This window comes from Kiloniella spongiae, assembly GCF_001026905.1.
GTDB lineage: Bacteria > Pseudomonadota > Alphaproteobacteria > Kiloniellales > Kiloniellaceae > Kiloniella > Kiloniella spongiae.
The window spans coordinates 231,389-252,507 of the sequence record NZ_LAQL01000004.1; the positions used below are offsets into that span (position 1 = coordinate 231,389).

Sequence of the window (21,119 nt, forward strand, 5' to 3'; positions counted from 1 at the left end):
CGACGTGATAAATCTTTAATGAGGGCATCTTGCGACACAGCCTATCCCCTTCTTATTTAATAATAGTAAAACAGCCTTCGCCGCCGACAGCTTTGGCGAAAGAACCAGTTTCATAAATAGAAAACACAATAATCGGTATATTATTTTCCCGCGTCAGTGCAATAGCAGAATGATCCATAACACCTAAATCATCTGTAAAAACACGCTTATAGGAAAGACTTTCAAAGCGTTCTGCTGTTGGATCCTTTACAGGGTCCGCAGAATAAACGCCATCAACCTTTGTACCCTTAAGTAACACTTCACATCCCATTTCCGAGGCGCGCAAAGCAGCAGCTGTGTCAGTCGTGAAATAAGGATTACCCGTACCAGCGCCAAAGATAACAACCCGCCCTTTGTCCAGATGACGTTCGGCGCGACGGCGAATATATGGTTCGGCAACAGTGTCCATCGGAATAGCGGTTTGAACACGGGTTTCGACACCAACTTGTTCCAAAGCATTCTGCATAGCCAGCGAGTTCATCACTGTTGCAAGCATACCCATATAGTCAGCGGTTGAGCGTTCCATACCAGCAGCAGCGCCGGATAGACCGCGGAAGATATTTCCGCCACCAACAACAACACAGACCTCAACGCCCATCGTGACGACTTCTTTAATATCAAGCGCAATCTGGTTTACTGTTTCAGGATCCAGTCCGAATTGGCCATTCCCCATAAGCGCTTCACCAGAAAGCTTCAAAAGAACACGTTTATATTTGGGTGCGTCTGTCACAGAGATCTCCTTTGCCCACTACGATACGAAATCATCCTGTTATCTGAACACTCTTTTAGCGTAAAAATGTGCTCGAAAAAAGACAATCCTAGTGGAAGCGAGTGATTTTGAATACAAAAATGGCCCCGACCTCTCTCCCAATTGGAAGAACAGATCGCGGCCAAATTCGTGTTTTACTTAGTTACCGAGTGTCGCAGCAACTTCAGCAGCAAAGTCTTCTTCTTTTTTCTCGATACCTTCACCAAGCTGGTAACGTACGAAACCAGTTAGTTTTACAGGAGCACCAAGCTCTTTAGCAAAAAGCTCAACAGCTTTACCGACAGAGTTTTCACCATCGATAACATAGCCTTGCTCTAGCAAGCAAACTTCTTCGTAGTACTTGCGAAGACGACCAACGAGCATTTTTTCGATGATCTCTTCTGGTTTACCAGAAGCACGAGCTTGATCAGAAAGAACTTCTTTCTCACGTTCAAGAGCCGTAACATCAACAGAATCACGATCAAGTGCCTGTGGGTTAGCAGCAGCAACATGCATTGCAACCTGCTTACCAAAAGCTTCAAGCTTCGCAGCATCGCTAGATGATTCAAGAGCAACCAATACACCAATTTTACCAAGACCAGGAGCAGTCTGGTTGTGGATGTAAGAAGCAACAACACCTTCGCTAACTTCCAAAGAAGCAGTGCGACGAAGGCTCATGTTCTCGCCGATAGTTGCGATGTTTTTAGTCAACACGTCAGCAACAGTGCCCTCACCACCTGGGTAGTCAGCGTTTGCAAGCGCTTCAACATCACCACCAACAGTCAGAGCTTGCTGAGCAACAGCTTTAACAAAAGACTGGAACTGTTCGTTACGAGAAACAAAGTCTGTTTCTGCGTTAACTTCTACAACAGCACCTTTAGCACCATCTGTAGAAACAGCAACAAGACCTTCTGATGCAACGCGGCCAGCTTTTTTAGCGGCGGCAGCAAGGCCTTTTTTACGAAGCCAATCAACGGCTCCTTCTAAGTCACCATCAGTTTCGGCAAGGGCTTTTTTACAATCCATCATGCCGGCACCGGACTGATCCCGGAGTTCTTTAACCAGAGCAGCAGTAATCTGGGCCATTTTCTATCTCTTTTCAGAAATTAAATATCAACATAGACACAAGTACGAGAACGGCGGCATTGGAGCCGCCGTTCTAATCGTTCATTTGCGAACAGCTTAAGCTTCGGCAGCAGCGGCTTCAGCAGGAGCTTTTTCTTCGGAAGCAGCTTCAGCGACTGGCGCTTCAGCAGGAGCTTCTTCAGCAGCTTTTTCTTCAGGCAGCTGCTCGGCAGGTGCTTCTTCAGAAGCGCCGATATCTGCACCAGAAGCAGTTAACTCTTGCTGTAGACCATCAATAACCGCATCGGCAAAGAGGTCACAGTAAAGGCTAATCGCACGGATCGCATCATCGTTACCTGGAATTGGGAACGTGATGTCAGCTGGATCAGAGTTTGAATCAAGGATACCAACAACAGGAATTTTTAATTTCGCGGCTTCAGCAATTGCAAGGTGCTCCTTGTTTGTGTCGATAACAACGATCACATCAGGAATGCCACCCATTTCCTTAATTCCGCCAAGAGCGCGCTCTAGCTTATCGCGCTGACGTGTAAGATTAAGAAGTTCTTTTTTAGTCAGGCCACCCTGATCATTGTCAAGACGCTCATCAAGCTCTTTCAGACGACGGATAGAGTTAGAAACTGTTTTCCAGTTCGTGAGCATTCCGCCCAACCAACGATGGTTAACATAGTACTGACCACAGCGTTTTGCTGCTTCAGCCATTTTCTCACTTGCCTGACGCTTTGTTCCAACGAACAGAACGCGACCGCCACCGGCAACAACTTCACGTGTAAAAGCAAGACCTTTGTGGAGCATTGGTACGCTCTGCTCAAGATCAAGAATGTGGATGCCGTTACGTGCACCAAAAATGTACTGAGACATTTTCGGGTTCCAACGACGAGTTGTGTGACCGAAGTGAACACCAGCTTCTAGAAGCTGACGCATTGTAAATGTGGGAAGCGCCATAGAATAAAACCTTTTCTCTTCCGGTTAAACTTCCGCAGGCCGTAATCTCCATCCAAGATGGAAACACCAGAAACGAAGAACAACTGTTCTCGTTAGACCTACGTGTTGTTTTAGTAATGTTGCGGGTGATACTCCCCTAGAGCAAAGGATGCAAGTCTTTTCTCACCCATAAGTGCATTCATTATAACTATATCATGAAAAGTACAGGATATAAGGAATTAAACCTCTTCCAGATCGATGCCTTCGATTGCCTTGATTGCCTGACGAATAGAAGGTGAAACAGTGTAACCTTTTGGGAGTTCCAATTCCAGCTCCTGACCGTCTTTTAGTCCGAGAACAACCGAAATACGCCCCCGCCCCTTTACGGCGTGATTATCCAGTATCGTTTTCAATGGATCCAAAGGCTTATCAGAATTAATATAAAGCTTTAGGCCTGTATCAGTTAACGAAGCAGCATCATCAAGAGGCGTCACAGCCTGAAGGAGAAACCGGGGTTCATCATCATCAGGCTTCACTTCCCCTGTGAGAGTTGCCAAAAGCGGGACATTGCTCTCTAGAATTTCACGGCTGGCCAAGAGTACATTCGAAAAGACCATCGCCTCAATCGTACCATGTGCATCTGAAATTTGTACAAAAGCAAACTTAGAGCCCTTCTTGGAAATCCGTTCCTGCTTACCAACGACAATGGCACCAATTTTAAGAGGACCACCCTGCCCTTTGTATTTCTTGGTTTGCTCAATCGCCTCGGCAATATTAACAGCCCGCAAACGCTTTAAAATCTGAGTATAGGTATCAATCGGATGTGCAGAGAGATAAAAGCCAATCGCGTCGAACTCGTGTTTCAGCTTTTCCAGTTCAGGCCAATCGGGCACCTTCGGCAAAGCTAAATCAATCATGGTCGTATTATCATCACCACCAAAGAGGTTAACCTGATCACTCTCTCTTTCATGTGCCGCCGCCGAAATATTTCGGACAATATTTTCCGCCCCAAGAAAAACCTGCTGCCTGTTAGGTGACAAGCTATCAAAAGCACCGGCCTTGGAAAGGTTCTCAACCAGGCGCTTATTAATGGTCTTTGAATCAACGCGCCCGACAAAGTCTGTCAGATTGTTAAAAGGGCCATTTTCATTTCGCTCATTTGTGATGTTCTCAATGGCTTGCTCCCCAACGTTCTTCACCGCAGCCATAGCATAGCGAACCGCTTTATTACCGTCATCCATCGTTTCAACCATGAACTCGGCATATGACTTGTTAATATCCGGTACCAGCAACGGAATTTCAAGACGTGACAATTCTTGTCTGAAAATATTCAACTTATCTGTATTAGATATATCATAAGTCATGGTCGCGGCCATGAACTCGACAGGATAATTCGCCTTCAAATAAGCTGTATGATAGGCGACCAGTGCGTAAGCTGCTGCGTGACTTTTGTTAAAACCATAGCCCGCAAATTTATTGACCTGATCAAAGATCTCATCCGCCTTTTCAGCTTTAACGTCATTCTTAACCGCACCCTCGACAAAGATCTTACGTTGTGCATCCATTTCCGCTTGGATTTTTTTACCCATTGCACGACGCAGCAAATCCGCGCCCCCGAGGGAGTATCCGGAGAGCTGTTGCGCAATCTGCATGACCTGTTCCTGATAGATCATAATCCCGTAGGTTTCTTTCAGGATGTCTTCGATCAGCGGATGCATGTAATCAGGCGTTTCTTCACCTTTTTTACGCAAAATATAGCTCGGGATATTCTCCATAGGACCAGGACGATAAAGTGCCACCACCGCAATGATATCCTCGAACCTATCGGGCTTCATACGCTTTAGAACATCACGCATACCAGTGGATTCCAACTGGAAAACACCGACGGTATCTCCGCGCCCAAGCAACTCAAAAGAAGCCTTGTCGTCTAGTGGTACCTCGCTCAGATTAATCGATATTCCCGAAGATCGTATAAATTCGCACGCACGCTCCAGCACTGTCAGGGTCTTCAGGCCAAGAAAGTCAAACTTCACCAAACCGGCTTGCTCAACAAATTTCATATTGAACTGAGTAACCGGCATATCAGAACGTGGATCGCGGTAAAGCGGTACCAACTGATCAAGTGGCCGATCCCCGATGACAACACCAGCCGCATGGGTTGAAGCATGACGAAAGAGACCTTCAATCTTTTGGGCAATATTCAAAAGATTATCGACGGCTTCGTCCGTTCTGGCCATCTCCCGGAGTTGAGGTTCCTGTGCAATGGCTTCCGGTAATGATGTTGGTTTGGCTGGGTTATTAGGCACAAGCTTGCACAAGCGATCAACTTGCGGGTAAGGCATCTGCAAAACACGCCCGACATCACGCAGCGCCGCGCGCGCCTGCAGCTTACCAAATGTAATAATCTGCGCGACCTTATCTCGCCCGTATTTATCCTGTACGTAGGTAATCACTTTATCGCGCTTGTCTTGACAGAAATCGACGTCAAAGTCAGGCATGGAAACACGTTCCGGGTTCAAGAACCTTTCGAACAGCAAGCCCCAGCGCAAGGGATCAAGGTCGGTAATAGTCAAAACCCAGGCGACCACAGACCCCGCCCCGGACCCACGCCCAGGACCAACAGGAATATTCTGATTTTTTGCCCACATAATAAAATCGGCAACAATCAAGAAGTATCCAGGGAATCCCATCTGTTCGATGATCCCCAATTCATATTCGAGACGTTCACGATATGGTTTGGCGACTTCATCACGCCTGGCATCATCCATATCGACGGTAAAGACGTGTTTTTCCAAACGACCTTCCAGCCCCACTTCTGACTGGTGGCGTAATTCTTCGGTTTCGGAGCGACCATCGCCTGTATCAAATGGGGGTAGGATCGGCGCAATTGGTTCTACAAACCAGGAACAACGCTGTGCAATAATCAAGGTATTCTGAATAGCCTCTGGTATATCCGCGAAAAGGCGTTTCATTTCATCCGCAGATTTAAAGCGATGCTCGGCAGTTAGTCGACGACGTTCACTTTGAGAAACATAAGCACCTTCCGCTATACAAATCAGAGCATCGTGCGGCACATACATATCATCCGCAGCAAAGAAGGCTTCGTTTGTCGCCACCAGCGGCACATCGTGTTTATAGGCCAGATCAATCAAACGTTCTTCAACCGCCTGCTCTTCAGGTAAACCATGACGCATCAACTCGGCATAAAACCGATCCTGAAAAAGATTAGCTAACCGTGTAAAGATAGCCTCTGCATCTGCGTTCCTGTTTTCCAACAATAAACGCCCTACAGCACCTTTTGGCCCCGCACTCAAGGCGATCAGGCCTTCATTGCTCCGTTCAAGATCAGCCAGCGTTACTTGTGGCGTTAGACCCGTTTCCGTCTCCATAAAAGCGTGGGAAATCAGGTGCATCAAATTCATATAGCCCTTTTGGTTTTGAGCTATGAGAACCAGTTGATCAGGTTCGGGAACAATCGCACCGGTTCGCTTATCAGCATCTGGGCGCGCAACCATTAACTGCGTCCCCATAATTGGCTGAACACCCGCCCCTTTGGCAGTTAATGAGAATTCAAGCGCCCCGAACATGTTACTGCTGTCCGTAATTGCAGCAGCTGGCATATCATGTTTCTTGCACAACTCGACAAGTTCTTTGGCCTTAATAGCCCCTTCTGACAAGGAATAAGCTGTATGAACCCGAAGATGAACAAAGTCAGCATACGCCATGACGAAACTCTCAAATCAAATAAAAATGTAATGTAAAATTCCAGAACCAGTCATACTCCAGATAGCTCTGAAAATGCAAAATAAAAACCCGACATCAAAAGACATCAGGTTTTCAAAAATATCTATATTTACTTATAAAATTCATATCTTTAAGTAAATAATTTAAAGCGCAAACTTAGATAATAAATTTAGCGAACTTTACCATTTTCAAAATGTAAAACCCGATCCATACGTCCTGCCAACTCGTGATTATGGGTTGCGATCAAGGCCGTAAGCCCTACAGAACGAACAAGCTTTAGCAGTAGTTCAAAAACCCTGTTTGCTGTTTCCGGATCAAGATTTCCCGTCGGCTCATCAGCCAGAAGAACAGATGGTGCATTTGCCAATGCCCGCGCAATCGCTACACGCTGCTGTTCACCACCGGACAATTCCGCCGGACGGTGAGACATACGTTCGGAAAGCCCCACCGTATCCAGAAGTTCACTTGCCCGTTTATGTGCTTTTTTACGGGATAACCCCGTGATCATTTGCGGTAAAATAACGTTTTCTACAGCCGAAAATTCTGGGAGCAAATGATGGTATTGATAAACAAACCCGATGGTATCGCGACGCAATGCAGTTCTGTTTTTATCACTCAAAGAAGCTGAAGGCGTTCCATTAACCAAAATGTCACCGCTATCAGGCTTTTCCAGAAGCCCAGCACTGTGCAACAGAGTTGACTTCCCTGCCCCGGAAGGACCGATCAATGCGACCAATTCACCCGGCTTGATATCAAAACTGACATCATTAAGCACATGCAATTCTTTCGCCCCTTGTTTATAAGCTTTATTCACACTAACAAGGGCTAGGCCTTTCATTTCATTATTCATAGCGGATTGCCTCCACAGGATCTAACCGTGCTGCACGCCATGCCGGAAAGATCGGGGCGAGAAATGAAAAGAACAAAGCCATGCCAACGACCTGAAGAACTTCGGATGTTTCAACAACGGCTGGCAACTTGGAAAGGAAATAGATCTCGGCATCAAAAAGATTGGTTCCGGACAAACCCTCAAGCCATTGCCGGATCGTCTCGATGTTTTCCGCAAAGGACAGACCAAGTACAAACCCAGCCAGCGTCCCGAAAACACCAATAGATGCCCCACTCAGGAAGAAAACCCTTAAGATCATCCCTCGGGTCGCTCCCATGGTTCTCAGAATTGCGATATCACGCCCCTTATCCTTCACCAGCATGATCTGGCCGGAAACAATATTGAAAACCGCAACAAGGATAATAAGCGACAAGATCAAGAACATAACATTACGTTCGACCTGAATGGCATTAAAGAAGCTGGCGTTACTTTGTTGCCAATCCCGCGTGACAATGCCCGTCCCTATCGCGTTGTGAATATCACGACGCACCACATTGGTCAGATCCGGATTATCAACAAAAACCTCAATCGTATTTACCATTTCAGGTAACTCAAAGAAAATCTGCGCGGCATCAAGCGTCATATAGATAAAGCTACTATCGTATTCATACATGCCAATATCAAAAAGCGCGGCAATGGTATAGGCTTTAAGACGCGGAATAGAACCAAAAACAGTAACCGAGCTGTTAGGGGATACCAAGGTAATCTTGTCGCCGACGCCAAGTCGCAAGCTTCTAGCAAGACGCTCACCAATAACGACATTGTCACCAGTGAAATCATCCAGAGATCCAGCGACAATCTTTTCTGCAATCAACTTACGTGCTTTGAGATCCTTTGGCGCCATACCACGAACCAAACCGCCCGTGGCGGTACCACTGGCAGTGACCATGACCTGCCCTTGCACCTGTGGCGTAGCACTTTTCACTCCAGATAAAGTACTGACACGTTCGGCGATCGTTTCGTAATCGATCAGATCACCTTGAACCCCGACAACGGCAAGATGACCATTAACACCCAGTATCCGACCAAGAAGTTCCTGACGAAAGCCATTCATGACGGACATGACAATGATCAAGGTCGCAACGCCTAGGGCAATACCAACAAGGGAGAAGCCCGCAATAACAGAAATAAACCCTTCTTTACGACGGGAACGGAGGTAGCGTAAGGCCACCATGCGCTCAAAAGCACCAAAAACCATAAACTATCTCTCTTCCCGTCTAAATCCTAAAGGCCTAATTTAGAAAGAGCAGCTTCCAGCGTTAGCTCTTCTTTCTCACCAGTCTTGCGATTTTTCAACTCAACTACGCCATTTTTAAGGCCGCGTGGTCCGATAACCATCTGCCATGGTAAACCAATCAGATCCATGTCTTTGAATTTGGCACCAGCGGATGTATCGCGATCATCGTATAAACAATCAACACCAGCTGCATTAAACTTCTGGTAAAGATCATCACAAGCCTTTGCACAGGCTTCATCTTTGGCTTTCAGGTTGATCAAACCAACTTGGTACGGTGCCACTGCTTCCGGCCAAATAATACCGTTCTCATCGTGGCTGGCTTCGATAATCGCACCCAAGAGACGGGAAACACCGATACCGTAAGAGCCCATAAAGACAGGAACGTTTTCACCTTCGCTGTTAAGGACATAAGCCCCCATTGGCTCAGAGTATTTAGTACCAAAGTGAAAGATATGTCCCACTTCAATACCGCGGCACTGCATTCTTTTATCTTCAGGAACAGATCCTTCGAAATCTTCTTTGACGTACATTTCATCCGTTGCCGCATAGATGCTGGTCCAGTCATCAACAATCGGCTGCAAATCACCACTATAATCAACATCAGAAGATGGGGATGCTTTTTCCAGAAAGTCAGAGTGACAGAACACTTCGGACTCACCTGTATCGGCAAGAATGATAAACTCGTGACTGAGGTCACCACCAATTGGCCCTGTATCAGCAGCCATCGGGATCGCCCGCAATCCCAAACGCTCAAAGGTGCGCAAGTAGGCAACAAACATTCGGTTGTATGCAGCCTTGGATGCTTCGAAATCAATATCGAAAGAGTAGGCGTCTTTCATAAAGAACTCACGACCACGCATCACACCAAAACGCGGGCGAACTTCATCGCGGAATTTCCATTGGATGTGATACAGGTTTTTCGGAAGATCTTTGTAGCTTTTTACAGCATTGGCAAAGATTTCTGTGACCATTTCTTCGTTGGTTGGTCCATAGAGCATATCGCGGCCATGGCGATCTTCGATACGCAGCATTTCTTTGCCATAGTCATCATAACGACCGGATTTGCGCCACAAATCAGCGGGCTGAATTGTTGGCATCAGGATTTCCTGTGCCCCTGCCCGGTTTTGCTCTTCGCGGATAATCTGCTCGACCTTACGAAGGACTTTTAAGCCCATCGGCAACCAAGAATAGATTCCAGATGTTGCCTGACGGATCATGCCCGCACGAAGCATATAACGGTGAGAGACAATCTGTGCCTCGGTTGGGTTTTCCTTCAATGTTGGAAGGAAATAAGCAGAAAGGCGCATCTGGATATCCTGGAATGCTATGAGATTAATAATAAATAAGGAACAATTCAGTTATAGGACTGAAAAGTATGCGGTCATATATATGGGATGAAATGGCACTTGTCCATGACAGAAAAACAAGCTTTTCCTAAGAACTATAAGCTTGTTTAGGATATCAGGTAAGAAGCGGAAAACTACTCTCTGTCTAATATTTCCTGACACTTCAGGGATAATTCTCGTTGCTCCTCACTTTGAAGCTGTTGGCCATTAAAAAAGGCATCACCGTTTTTGTGTACTTCAACAACACCGATCTCGGCATCAGCTTCAAAATTCGCTTTGTTCGCCGGGATGTTATACCGCTCAAACATATCAACTGTTATCGGGATGCGAATAATTTCCGGAAGAACAATCGGCTGCGCATTCAAATCCGCCGGAACAATTTTTTTACCTCGTTTGGTTACTCCCGACGTATAAGCGACATCATCACTCGGATGGTGAAGCATCAATCGACGACAATCTTCTTCTTCAATCGTTATCACACCTTCTTCCGATGACTTTACTTCTGCTTGCGCAGGAACAGTCATGCCCAAGAAAAACACGGGAATCATTGCAAATAAGTGAAAAATATTTCGCAAAGAAGAACAATGATAACAAAGCATTATCACACCATATTAAGAAAATAAGTCAAAAAGGGCCTACTGATAATAATATCAACAGGCCCTTTATAAATCTATAACACTTTCCTGCTTGCCTCTTTTAGCTAATAGGTCAGCTCACCAATTGTAATCAATTTGTTGGTGATGACGTAATAAGCAATGCCCCACAAAACACCCGCAATAGCACTGGTAATAAGCGCTTTACGTAAAAGCATCGGATTTTTGGGGGCCGAAGGTTCGTGACCGACTTCAGGGTTATCTTCAGCTCGAACACCAAAGGGAAGCGCCATGAAAAATATCAACCACCAAATAATAATGTAAACAAGAATACCTGTAACCCAGTTCATCTATCATACTCTCTCGACTTAAGCCTGTTCCAGCTCAACAAGGGTTCCACAAAAATCTTTTGGATGCAGGAAGAGCACCGGTTTGTTATGTGCGCCAATTTTCGGTTCACCGTCCCCAAGTACTCTTGCTCCTTCTGCTTTAAGTTTATCCCGTGCAGCAATAATATCATCAACCTCATAACAGATATGATGAATACCACCCGCAGGGTTCTTTTCCAGAAAATTACCAATCGGAGAATTCTCACCCAGGGGATAAAGGAACTCAATTTTGGTGTTGGGAAGATTGACAAAGACGACTGTTACACCGTGATCTGGTTGATCTACGGCTTCCGTGACTTCCGCACCCAACACATCACTATATTGTGCTACCGCTGCATTCAAATCGGGCACCGCAATCGCAACATGATTTAAACGACCAATCATTGTTAAACCTCTTTTAATCCAAATAGGAAGCTAGTCGGACAATATGTACATCCGTGACAGGTTTTTTGCTGTAGAGTTTGTTAAAATGACGCCGTACAGCACGAATAGCAACTTCGCGTACAATACTATCGTTTTTCATCTCTGATTTTTTAAGCGTACCAAAGATATCTTTCAGATAATCGATTGCGTCTTCAAAATCGTCAAACTCTTCATCGAGATCAAGAACGCCCTGAACTGTCAACTGAGGGGTATCTGCCAGCATGTTTGCTTCGTCGATGACCAAGGAAACAACAGCCGATCCGTTATACATCATTTTCTGACGCGCTTTGATAATCGGACTATCGATCGGAATGAGGCGACGGTCTTCTATCGCGAGAAGCCCAGAATCTATTTCTTTAATCTTTTCTGCTTTCCCAGGGGCCAAGCGAATAAGGTCACCATTTTTAGCTACAATCTGAGTTTTAACACCGCACTCAGCAGCTAACTTAGCATGCGCACGTAGATGCCGCGCCTCACCATGAACAGGTACAGAAACTTTAGGCTGCACCCACTCATAAAGCTTGCGAACTTCTTCTTTGCCCGGATGACCGGATACATGGACATGTTCGTCCCGATCAGTAATCACCCGAACACCCAATTCAGATAGATTGTTTTGAAGCCTAAAGATTGATGTCTCATTACCCGGGATTATTCTGGACGAGAAGATAATCGTATCATCCTCTTCCAGATATACATGCTTGAAGCCATCCTTTGACAAACGTGACAGTGCAGAGCGGGGTTCGCCCTGACTCCCCGTACAGAGAACAAGCACCTCACTCTTCGGCATATAGGAAAATTCATCCTCAGACAGCAATGGTGCGACAGTCTTCAGATAGCCATTTTCACGGGCAGCAGCATAAATCCGATGCATGGAGCGCCCAAGTAATACAACACGACGGCCACAAATTTCTGCCGCCTTCATAACGGATTCAACCCTTGCGACGTTACTGGCAAAACACGTTACAGCAACCCGGCCTGTGCATTTTGCAATAACATCGACAAGCCCGTTGCGGACAGAAGCTTCAGATCCGGATTCACTGTTAGACATGACATTGGTTGAATCACTAACCATCGCCAGAATATCTTCATTAGCCAACGCCTGAAGACGCTGCTTGTCATAATGTGGTCCGACCAAGGGTTCGGGATCAAACTTCCAGTCACCGGAATGGAAAACCGTGCCACATGCTGTTCTAATCAACAGGGAAGCTGGTTCAGGAATCGAATGGGTCATGGAAACCAACTCAATTTCAAATGGTCCCGCGGTAAATGTTCCTGCAACCGGAATAACAGTAATCTCGGCTTCGTCTTCGATACCAGCTTCAACCAGCTTGGAATAAACCATCGACTTGGTAAAAGGCGTACAATAAATCGGGCACCGCAATTCAGACCATAAATGAGGAACAGCACCGATGTGATCTTCATGCGCATGGGTCAGAACCAAGCCAACAAGGTTTTCCCTCTGCTCCTCGATAAAAGTCGGGTCCGGCATGATGACATCAATACCCGGGTAGCGAGCACCATCGGCAAAGGAAATTCCTAAATCCACCATCAGCCATTTACCATTATGGCCATAGAGGTTCAGGTTCATTCCAATTTCACCTGTACCACCAAGGGGCAGGAAAAAGAGTTCGTCTTTTTTAGCGACAACCGCTTTACGCATTTCTTACCTAACTTAAGTCTTTTGACTATTTAATTCATAGATGGCGATCAAGCCACGAAGGGTTACATCTTTATCAATATGATCAATGACATCTGTCGCCGTATCAAATAACTGCGCCAAACCTCCCGTTGCAATTACCTTCATCGGTGCACCATACTCATGGCGGATGCGTTGTACCATGCCCTCGACCATAGATATATAGCCCCAGAAGATCCCGGATTCCATCGCGGGAACTGTTGCCTTACCGATTACTTGTGAAGGAGCTTTGATATCTATTCGAGGGAGCTTTGCAGAGGCCATATAAAGTGCTTCGATAGACAGATTAACACCTGGCGCAATAACGCCCCCTTCATACGCACCGTCAGTACCAACAATATCAAAGGTTGTGGCCGTTCCAAAATCAATCAGGATCAGGTTGCCACCATAGCGTTGATACCCAGCCACAGCATTCACAAGGCGGTCAGCACCCGCTTGTTCAGGTTGATCAATATTAATTTTTAATCCCAAATCAATTTTACCCAGCTCGACCATCAGGGGCGTACAGGAAAAATAACTCTGGCACAGGGTTTTCAGATTATAGTTTGACGCAGGGACAACATTCGCAAGGATGGCACCCGTTATATCTTTTGGCTCTAGGCCTTTTAAGGCCATAAGTTGCGTTAACCAGACAGCATATTCATCAGCGGTTTTTTTGCTATCGCTGGTCGCGCGCCAATGGCCTTTTTGGTCATGCCCATCATAAACGGCAAAAACCACATTTGTATTACCTGAATCAATAACAAGCAGCATTGTCTGTCTCGTTTTTAAGAAGCAAAAAAGACATCCCCTGCAGTAACCAAACGCTGTTTGCCACTTTCCAGATCCAAATCCAATGCGCCATCTTTATCGATGGTAACAAAACGTCCGGATAGAGTTTCGCCGGGAAGCCTGACGTAAATTTTTTCACCTAAGCCATGTGCCTGATCCAGCCAGGCTGAACGCACACTGTCGAAGCCTTCTTTCTTCCATAGTTTATATCTGGCGTCAAAACTATTGATAAAGCTTTCCAGTAATTTATCCGCTTCAACCTCATCAGAAAGGCCCTGTTCGCGTAAACTCGTCGCAGGGTAGCGGGCATCATCTGGATAGTGTTCGATGTTTACCCCGACCCCCATGATCAGATAATCGAGCTTGCCGGAACGATCAGCCTTACTTTCGAGCAGGACACCAGACACCTTTTTTCCGGAAAGTAAAACATCGTTTGGCCACTTCAATCCGGGAACAAGTTTTCTATCTAATTTTCGAATAGCATCCGACAAAGCCAAAGACGCGACAAAGCTTAGATTGGCAGCTTCGGCAATAGATCTTTCAGGACGCAAAAGTGTCGAAAAATAAAGGTTACCGACAGGACTAACCCATGTACGCCCTTGACGTCCTCGCCCTGCAGATTGACGAAGGGCCCAGACGATCGTTCCGTCTCGGGCCCCTTGTTCAGCAAGAAGGCGAACCTCATCATTTGTACTGCCAACCTCTTCTTTACAGATCACTGAAAAAGAAGACGGGATTACAAGGGATGAGGTTCCCTCTGTCATATCTTTACCCGGCAAAGAGAGACGACGCAGCTACAGCTGCGCCATCCATAATCGGTGATGAGAACAAAATGAAGAACACGATAAAGGCAGTTGTCACTGTCAGTACCAATGTCATTTCAGCACCAATTGGTTTGTCGAAAGATCCACTTGGTTCATCAAAATACATGACTTTAATAATGCGGAGATAATAAAACGCACCGATCACAGAGGTCAGGATACCGATCACAGCCAATGTTGTCAGTCCGGCGTCCACAGCAGCAGCAAAAACCACATACTTGGCAAAGAAACCTGCCAGCGGTGGAATACCAGCCATAGAGAACATGAATATCGTCAAGGCCAATGCCATTGCCGGGCTGGTTTTACTTAAGCCTTTAAGATCATCAATGCCTTCGACCATGTTGCCTTTTTGGCGCATGCTAAGAATACAGGCAAAGGTTCCCATATTCATAAAGATGTAGATGGTCATGTAGATAACAAGACCTTCGACACCAGCCTGCGTTCCGGCAGCCAGACCAACCAGTGCATAACCAATATTACCGATGGAACTATAGGCCATCAGACGTTTGATATTGGTTTGTTTGATCGCAGCAAGAGAACCTAAAATCATGGACGCAAGTGCGACAAACACAATGATCTGTTGCCACTCCGCAACCAACGATCCAAATGGATCACTTAACAACCTTGCAAACAGTGCAATGGCAGCAACCTTTGGCGCAGAAGCGAAAAAGGCTGTTACTGGTGTTGGCGCACCTTCGTATACATCCGGTGTCCACATGTGGAATGGTACAGCTGAAATTTTGAACGCGATCGCGGCACAAACAAAGACCAGACCAACAACAAGACCAACCTGTGGGGACTCATTACCAGCTGCAAGACCGGAAATAACTGTTCCCAGCGTGTCAAAGTCCGTAGTTCCGGTAAATCCGTAAACCATGGAACAACCGTAGAGCAACATACCTGAAGACAAGGCACCCAGGACAAAATACTTCAAACCGGCTTCTGAAGAACGAAGATTCTCGCGACGAATGGCGGCAATAACATAAAGCGCCAAGCTCTGCAGTTCCAAACCGACATATAGTGACATCAAGTCATTTGACGAGATCATCATCATCATGCCAAGTGTTGCCAAGACCATCAGCACAGGGATTTCAAACCGAGCCATGCCTTCACGTTCTACGAAACGCTGGGTCATCAAAATACCAAAACCGGATGCCGTCAAAGCAACAAGCTTCATATAGTTCGCATAGGCATCAACAACAAAGAGCCCCCCGAATGCCACGCCCTGCTTTTGCCCTCCAAAGAAGATCAAGCCGAAAGCGACAGCAATGACAGCAACTGACAAGGCCGACACAAACCCAGCCGTTTTATTGCCAGCATAAGCACCATACATCAGTAGCACCGTTGCAGAACATGCCAGGAAAATCTCGGGCAATGCCATTGATAGATCTGTTGTGATCATCTTGATAGCCCCTCTATTGACCAAAGACCTGCGCAAACATCGGCGCGGCATTCGAGGCTGCAATTGCAGTCTCATAGTTAGTGATAAGATTACTTACTGATGCAGACATAATGTCCAGGAAACTTGGTGGATAAATACCCATCCACAGTGTTAGAACGATCAAAGGTGCAAAGACCGCTTTCTCTCTCCAGTTCAGATCAAGAAGTGCCTTAACATCATCCTTTTCAAGTTTCCCGAAAATAACCTTGCGATACAGATAAAGCATATAGGCAGCACCCAGAACCATACCTGTAGCGGCGAGAGCCGCAACCAAGGTATTAGCTTTGAAAGCACCGACCAAAACAAGGAATTCACCAACGAAACCACCCGTTCCCGGCAAGCCGACAGATGCGAGCATAAAGACCATGAACATAAGGGCATAGACCGGCATCTTGTCAACAACGCCACCGTAAGCCGCAATCATACGTGTATGCATCCGGTCATAGACAACGCCCACGCAAAGGAAGAGCGCGGCAGAGACAACACCATGTGACAGCATCTGATAAATAGCGCCTTCGATACCCTGTTGGTTTGCCGCAAAGATACCAATTGTCACATAACCCATATGCGCAACGGAAGAATAAGCAATCAGCTTTTTCATATCTTCCTGCGCCAGAGCAACAAGTGATGTATAGATCACCGCGACAACAGAAAGCGTATAAACCAACGGCGTGAAATACACCGATGCTTCAGGCATCATCGGAAGCGAGAAACGCAGGAAGCCGTAAGCGCCCATTTTCAAGAGTACCCCGGCAAGAATAACAGATCCTGCTGTTGGTGCTTCCACGTGCGCATCAGGCAACCATGTGTGAACAGGCCACATCGGAACTTTCACTGCAAAAGATGCAAAGAAAGCAATCCAGAGCCACTTCTGCATTTCTGACGGGAAAGTCGTCGTCATCAACGTTGTGATATCAGTTGTACCTGCAAAGGAATACATTGCGAGAATAGCAACCAACATCAGTACAGAACCAGCCAACGTGTAGAGGAACAGTTTGAAGGCTGCATAAACACGACGCGCACCGCCCCACACACCGATGATCAGGAACATTGGTATCAATACACCTTCGAAGAAGATGTAAAAGACAACGATATCAAGCGCACAGAACATGCCAACCATCATGGTTTCAAGAATAAGGAATGAAACCATGTATTCCTTCACACGCTTGTTCACAGCACCCCATGAAGAGATAATACAAATTGGCGTCAGAAGTGTTGAAAGCAGAACAAAGAGAACAGAGATACCATCCACGCCCATCCGATAAGATAGACCAAGTGATGGCATCCATTCAACTTCTTCTACAAACTGGAATTCGGCAGTTCCGCGTTCAAAATTAGTCCAGAGAAGAAGAGAGACCGCAAAAGTCACACCGGATACCCAGAGGGCAACCCAGCGTGAGTTTTTGGCAACAGCCTCTTCACTATCCCCCCGGATAAGAAGAATGATGAGCGCACCCAACAAAGGGGCAAAGGTCACAATTGAGAGAATATGATCTTGCATAGCCCTTAACCTGCGTTGGAAACGATGTACCAGGTAATTAGGGCAACAACCCCAATCAACATGGCAAATGCGTAGTGATAGACATATCCGCTTTGCAGACGGCTCGCTTTACCCGCAAGAGTGCGTGTAAGAGAACTAACACCATCAGGCCCATAAGCGTCAATTACAGCGCCATCCCCTGATTTCCAGAGGAAACGGCCGATCTTGACGGCAGGACGAACAAAGAGGAAGTCATAGAGCTCATCAAACATCCATTTTCTGTAAACAAAAGTATGGATTGGTTTGATAATAGACACGAAAGTCGCCGGAAGGCTGGGCACAAACATATAGAACACATATGCCAGTACAATCCCGCTAATTGCAGCTATTAATGGTACAAGTTTAACCCACGTCGGAACATGATGTGCCGCTTCAACTGTATCATTTGCTGCTAGAACCAGAAGTGAATCACCCCAGAATGTTTCTTTAAGATCACCGACGAAATAGTTGTATCCCAACCAACCGGCAAAAAGAGCTCCAACACCAAGCACAAGGAGTGGGATCATCATCACCATTGGTGATTCATGAACACCCTTCATTGTGTGTTCGTCAGCACGTGGATCGCCGTGGAAGGTCATGATCAGCAAACGCCAGGAATAGAACGCTGTCATAAAGGCCGCAGCTGTCCCCGCCCAGAAGGCAAACATACCCTGTGTAGAATGATCAGCATAAGCAGCTTCAAGGATAAGATCTTTCGAAAAATATCCAGAAAGCGGCGGAATACCTGCCAAGGCAATTGACCCAATCCACATCAGAAGGTAGGTCGCCGGGATCATTTTCCAGATACCACCCATTTTGCGCATATCTTGTTCGTGATGCATCGCATGAATGACAGAGCCTGCACCTAAGAACAACAAGGCTTTAAAGAAAGCGTGTGTCATCAGATGGAAGATTGCGCCACCATAAGCAGATACACCAATCGCAAAGAACATATAGCCAAGCTGTGAACAGGTTGAATAGGCAATCACGCGCTTGATATCGAACTGTGTCAGACCGATAGTCGCTGCAAAGAAAGCTGTTCCCGCTCCAACGTAAGTAACCACTTCAAGGGCTGCAGGTGCATATTCAAACACAGGCGAGAAACGGCAGAGCATGAAGATACCTGCTGTCACCATCGTCGCCGCGTGAATAAGCGCAGAAACAGGTGTCGGACCTTCCATCGCATCAGGCAACCAAGTGTGAAGACCAAGCTGAGCCGATTTACCCATGGCACCAATAAAGAGCAACAGACATATAATCGTCAGGGCATGCCCTTCATAGCCAAGGAATGTGAACTGAGCAGTCGACAGCCCTTCAGCCTGAGGGAAGATTTCAGCGAAGTTAACAGAACCAAAGAGAACAAAAACACCCATGATGCCGAGGGCAAAGCCAATATCGGCAACGCGGTTGACCAGAAACGCTTTCATCGCCGCCGAACAGGCCGAAGCCTTTTCATACCAGAAACCGATCAGCAAGTATGACGCCAGACCAACACCTTCCCAACCAAAAAACATCTGAACCAGATTATCAGAGGTAACCAGCATCAGCATGAAAAAGGTGAAAAGAGATAGGTACGAAAAGAAGCGTGTAATTGACTTGTCTTCGGACATGTAGCCGATTGAATAGAGATGCACCATTGATGAAACAACAGTTACAACAATCAGCATTACGGCTGTAAGCGTATCAACCTTCAACGCCCAGGATAACTGGAAGTCACCGGAATTAATCCACGTAAACAAAGGCGTTACTCTCGCGTTTCCATCGATAGCGACATCAAAGAAAACAACGAATGATAAAACAGCTGATACAAGTAGTAACCCAGTGGTTAGCACTTGTGCTCCGCGATCGCCAATCCACTTGCCAAACAGGCCAGCAATAAACGAACCTAACAGAGGGAGAAAGACTATAAAGTTTTCCATCGTCGGATTAGCCCTTCATCATGTTGATATCTTCAACCGCGATAGACCCGCGATTACGGAAGTAGATAACCAGGATCGCCAGACCGATCGCGGCCTCAGCAGCAGCAACAGTCAAAATAAAGACGGCAAAGACCTGACCAACCAGATCACCCATATGGGTAGAGAAAGCCACAAAATTGATGTTCACGGCCAAGAGCATGAGCTCAATAGACATCATGATAACAATGACATTCTTTCTGTTCAGAAAGATACCAAAGATGCCTAGCGTAAATAGAACAGCCGCGACAACCAGGTAATGGGCTAGACCAATTTCTAACATGGTTAGATTCCACTCCCGCTGGATACTTTTTTGATTTCAACGGACTCTTCACGGCTACGATTGATTTGATCAGAAATAACCTGTTTACGAACACCGTCACGTTGACGAAGCGTCAGAACAATTGCCCCGACCATCGCAACCAACAAGATCAAACCACACGCCTGGAAGAGATATGCGTATTTAGTATAAAGTACCTGCCCCAAGGCCCGTGTGTTATGGACAGTGTCCATATCCGGAATTGGTACCGCCGCTGTAGCGACAGCATCGGGTGCTGTAAATGATGAAGACAAGATCACGACAAGTTCCAAAAAGAGAACCAGACCGATAGAGCCGCCAATCAGCAGATATTGTTTAAAACCCTGTCGTGCGCGCTCGATGTTAATATCAAGCATCATAACGACAAAGAGAAAGAGTACGGCCACAGCCCCAACATAGACGACCACTAGGATCATCGCGAGGAATTCAGCGCCCATCAGGACAAAAAGACCAGCCGCATTGAAGAAGCAAAGAATAAGAAAAAGAACCGAATGAACCGGGTTCTTCGAAGAAATCACCATAACTGCCGAAGCGATGGCAACTGCTGCAAATAGATAGAAGACGAGAGCCTGAATGATCATTTGGCTACCCTTTCTTTATAGGCCTGGTGTTGGCATATGATTTTTTTCATAAACACTTTTTTATCCCAAGCTTTTAGCGGTAAGGAGTATCCAGCGCGATGTTCTGCGCAATTTCGGTTTCCCAACGGTCGCCATTCGCAAGCAGCTTGTCTTTGTTATAGAAAAGCTCTTCACGTGTCTCGGTCGCAAACTCAAAGTTTGGTCCCTCGACAATAGCGTCGACCGGGCAAGCCTCTTGGCAAAATCCGCAATAGATACACTTCGTCATATCAATGTCATAGCGTGTTGTTCGGCGACTGCCGTCATCACGCGGCTCAGCTTCGATTGTAATCGCCTGTGCCGGGCAAATAGCTTCGCACAGCTTACAGGCGATACAACGCTCTTCCCCATTCGGGTAGCGACGCAAAGCATGCTCTCCACGGAAACGCGGGCTAATTGGCCCCTTTTCGTATGGATAGTTAAGGGTAACCTTTGGCTTAAAGAAGTATTTAAGCGTCAAGGCCATACCGGAAAGCAGTTCGGTCAAAAGAAGACTGCGGACTGGGTTTTTCATAAAAGCCATCGTCCTCTATCTCTCCATATTTCTTTTTATTATTTTCTT

General features: G+C 46.3%; 19 protein-coding genes. All 19 read right to left on the reverse strand.

Annotated features, from left to right (window positions below; genetic code table 11):
- Positions 1–52: 52 nt before the first annotated feature.
- The 19 genes from pyrH to nuoI all read right to left on the reverse strand — a co-directional run bounded on the left by pyrH (position 53) and on the right by nuoI (position 21,080).
- Complete coding sequence (gene pyrH, locus WH96_RS07625; protein WP_047763557.1) at positions 53–769, reverse strand: UMP kinase; 717 nt, start codon at positions 767–769, stop codon at positions 53–55.
- A 177-nt stretch (positions 770–946) separates the two neighbouring features.
- Positions 947–1,873: a translation elongation factor Ts gene (tsf, locus tag WH96_RS07630; RefSeq protein WP_047763558.1), complete on the reverse strand. Its 927-nt coding sequence runs from the start codon at positions 1,871–1,873 to the stop codon at positions 947–949.
- A gap of 96 nt (positions 1,874–1,969) precedes the next feature.
- Complete coding sequence (rpsB, locus tag WH96_RS07635; protein ID WP_047763559.1) at positions 1,970–2,815, reverse strand: 30S ribosomal protein S2; 846 nt, start codon at positions 2,813–2,815, stop codon at positions 1,970–1,972.
- 218 nt (positions 2,816–3,033) lie between these two features.
- The gene (gene dnaE, locus WH96_RS07640; protein WP_047763560.1) at positions 3,034–6,519 is read right to left on the reverse strand and encodes a DNA polymerase III subunit alpha; all 3,486 of its coding nucleotides are present in this window, start codon (positions 6,517–6,519) and stop codon (positions 3,034–3,036) included.
- A gap of 188 nt (positions 6,520–6,707) precedes the next feature.
- Positions 6,708–7,388 (reverse strand): ABC transporter ATP-binding protein, encoded by a 681-nt coding sequence (locus WH96_RS07645; RefSeq protein WP_047763561.1) that lies wholly within the window; start codon positions 7,386–7,388, stop codon positions 6,708–6,710.
- Positions 7,381–8,625, reverse strand: a complete 1,245-nt coding sequence (locus tag WH96_RS07650) for a lipoprotein-releasing ABC transporter permease subunit (RefSeq protein ID WP_047763562.1) — start codon at positions 8,623–8,625, stop codon at positions 7,381–7,383. Before WH96_RS07650 ends, WH96_RS07645 begins: the two co-directional genes overlap by 8 nt.
- 26 nt (positions 8,626–8,651) lie before the next feature.
- Complete coding sequence (proS, locus tag WH96_RS07655; RefSeq protein WP_047763563.1) at positions 8,652–9,971, reverse strand: proline--tRNA ligase; 1,320 nt, start codon at positions 9,969–9,971, stop codon at positions 8,652–8,654.
- 173 nt (positions 9,972–10,144) lie between these two features.
- Positions 10,145–10,534 carry a hypothetical protein gene (locus WH96_RS07660; protein WP_156176741.1) on the reverse strand — a complete coding sequence of 130 codons (390 nt, stop codon included), beginning with the start codon at positions 10,532–10,534 and terminating at the stop codon, positions 10,145–10,147.
- A gap of 176 nt (positions 10,535–10,710) precedes the next feature.
- Positions 10,711–10,953 (reverse strand): DUF1467 family protein, encoded by a 243-nt coding sequence (locus tag WH96_RS07665; RefSeq protein ID WP_047763565.1) that lies wholly within the window; start codon positions 10,951–10,953, stop codon positions 10,711–10,713.
- A gap of 18 nt (positions 10,954–10,971) precedes the next feature.
- Positions 10,972–11,376 (reverse strand): methylmalonyl-CoA epimerase, encoded by a 405-nt coding sequence (mce, locus tag WH96_RS07670; RefSeq protein WP_047763566.1) that lies wholly within the window; start codon positions 11,374–11,376, stop codon positions 10,972–10,974.
- Positions 11,377–11,389: 13 nt separating this feature from the next.
- Positions 11,390–13,075 carry a ribonuclease J gene (locus WH96_RS07675; RefSeq protein ID WP_047763567.1) on the reverse strand — a complete coding sequence of 562 codons (1,686 nt, stop codon included), beginning with the start codon at positions 13,073–13,075 and terminating at the stop codon, positions 11,390–11,392.
- Positions 13,076–13,087: 12 nt separating this feature from the next.
- Positions 13,088–13,864 carry a type III pantothenate kinase gene (locus WH96_RS07680; protein ID WP_047763568.1) on the reverse strand — a complete coding sequence of 259 codons (777 nt, stop codon included), beginning with the start codon at positions 13,862–13,864 and terminating at the stop codon, positions 13,088–13,090.
- A 14-nt stretch (positions 13,865–13,878) separates the two neighbouring features.
- The gene (locus WH96_RS07685) at positions 13,879–14,646 is read right to left on the reverse strand and encodes a biotin--[acetyl-CoA-carboxylase] ligase (protein ID WP_047763569.1); all 768 of its coding nucleotides are present in this window, start codon (positions 14,644–14,646) and stop codon (positions 13,879–13,881) included.
- 4 nt (positions 14,647–14,650) lie between these two features.
- Positions 14,651–16,105 (reverse strand): NADH-quinone oxidoreductase subunit NuoN, encoded by a 1,455-nt coding sequence (gene nuoN, locus WH96_RS07690; protein ID WP_047763570.1) that lies wholly within the window; start codon positions 16,103–16,105, stop codon positions 14,651–14,653.
- A 13-nt stretch (positions 16,106–16,118) separates the two neighbouring features.
- Entirely contained in the window at positions 16,119–17,645 is a 1,527-nt protein-coding gene (locus tag WH96_RS07695; RefSeq protein ID WP_047763571.1) for an NADH-quinone oxidoreductase subunit M, read from the reverse strand.
- Positions 17,646–17,650: 5 nt separating this feature from the next.
- A complete protein-coding gene (gene nuoL / locus WH96_RS07700) occupies positions 17,651–19,582 on the reverse strand; it encodes an NADH-quinone oxidoreductase subunit L (RefSeq protein WP_047763572.1) in 1,932 nt (643 codons plus the stop codon).
- Between the two features lie 7 nt (positions 19,583–19,589).
- Positions 19,590–19,901, reverse strand: a complete 312-nt coding sequence (gene nuoK, locus WH96_RS07705) for an NADH-quinone oxidoreductase subunit NuoK (protein ID WP_046505092.1) — start codon at positions 19,899–19,901, stop codon at positions 19,590–19,592.
- Between the two features lie 2 nt (positions 19,902–19,903).
- A complete protein-coding gene (locus WH96_RS07710; protein WP_047763573.1) occupies positions 19,904–20,518 on the reverse strand; it encodes an NADH-quinone oxidoreductase subunit J in 615 nt (204 codons plus the stop codon).
- Between the two features lie 73 nt (positions 20,519–20,591).
- Positions 20,592–21,080 (reverse strand): NADH-quinone oxidoreductase subunit NuoI, encoded by a 489-nt coding sequence (gene nuoI / locus WH96_RS07715; RefSeq protein WP_047763574.1) that lies wholly within the window; start codon positions 21,078–21,080, stop codon positions 20,592–20,594.
- Positions 21,081–21,119: the final 39 nt, after the last annotated feature.